Origin of the sequence: Streptomyces sp. NPDC048473, assembly GCF_043200155.1 — a bacterium.
GTDB lineage: Bacteria > Actinomycetota > Actinomycetes > Streptomycetales > Streptomycetaceae > Streptomyces.
Genome location: NZ_JBICXE010000183.1, coordinates 1 through 1,477, shown reverse-complemented (window position 1 = coordinate 1,477; position 1,477 = coordinate 1). Strand labels below are relative to the sequence as shown.

Sequence of the window (1,477 nt, the reverse complement as noted above, 5' to 3'; positions counted from 1 at the left end):
TAAGCTTGGCGTTTATGGTCTGCCGTCGAACACGGCCTCGAACTTGCTGATGGTTTTGCCTAAGTTCCGGACGCAAGAGCGGCCTTCGCTTGATCCTGTGCTCCGTCACAGAGGCATGGGATCAACACGAAGGCCGTCGCTATGAGTCTGCTGCACCACGGCGCCCCGGGGGATGCGTTTGCCGAACTGTCGGGCTTTCGGACGGAGCTCTATGCCTGTCTGACCGGGCGGCGCGATGCGCTGTTCGAGCTGAGTGATGCGCTGCTGTGCGCGGATGGTCCGGTGAGGACGTTGGTCGAGCTGTCGTTGGAGCCCGAGCACCGGCGCGGGCATGGCGCCTTGTACGGCGGCCTGAACCACGGAGATCTGGATGTGGCACGGCTTCGCAGAACGCTGGCAGGGCTGCCGCTTCCCCGCACATCGGAGGGGCGGTTGGTCCTGGCGGTCGACGTGAGCAACTGGCTGCGGCCGGACGCGAATACCAGCCCGGACCGGCTGTTCTGCCACACGTACGGTCGTGGCAGGGGCTCGGCCCAGATGATCCCCGGGTGGCCCTACTCCTTCGTGGCCGCTCTGGAACAGGGGCGGACGTCGTGGACTGCCATGCTGGACGTGGTCCGGCTGTGTCCGTGGGACGACGCGATCGCCGTCACCGCCACCCAGGTCCGGGACGTGTTCCAGCGGCTGTATGTGACAGGCCAGTGGCAGATCGGTGACCCGCCTGTCCTGGTAGTCCTCGATGCCGGCTATGACGTGACCCGTCTGGCTTTCCTTCTCACCGACCTGCCCGTGGAGCTGCTGGGCCGGATGCGTTCGGACCGCGTCCTGTACTTCCCGCCCCCGCCGCAGCCACCGGGCAAGCGCGGGCGCAAGCCCAAGCGCGGGGCTGAGTTCGCGTTCGAGGACCCGGCCACTCAGCCGACCCCATCGGTCACCACGGTGTCCGACACCACCCACTACGGGAAGGCCGTTGCCAGTGCCTGGGATCGCCTGCACCCGCTACTGGTTCGGCGCTCGGCCTGGGCCGACCACCCCGAAGGAGAGCTGCCGGTCATCGAAGGCACCGTCATCCGTCTTCAGGTCGACCACCTCCGCGGAGACCGCAGCCCCAGACCGGTCTGGCTGTGGTGGTCGGCCACCGGCGCCACGGCCGACGACGTGGACCGGCTCTGGCAGGCATTCCTGCGCAGATTCGACCTCGAGCACACCTTCAGAATGCTCAAGCAGACGTTGGGGTGGACCGCTCCCAAACTCCGCGAGCCGGCCGCCGCCGACCGCTGGACCTGGCTCGTCATCGCAGCCCACACTCAACTCCGCCTTGCCCGGCCCCTCGCAGAAGACCTCCGCAATCCCTGGGAACGGCCCGCCCGCCAAGGGCGCCTCACACCCGCGCGTGTCCGTCGAGGATTTCGCCGCCTCCACGGGAAAACACCTCAGCCGACCAGCGCACCGAAATCCAGCACCGCGGGCCCCGGCC

1 protein-coding gene is annotated in these 1,477 nt (G+C 67.8%); it reads left to right on the top strand.

The window, feature by feature from the left end:
• Positions 1 to 141 precede the first annotated feature (141 nt).
• The coding region (locus ACGFU7_RS48115) for an NF041680 family putative transposase (protein WP_393705144.1) at positions 142 to 1,477 on the top strand (1,336 nt) is incomplete at its 3' end.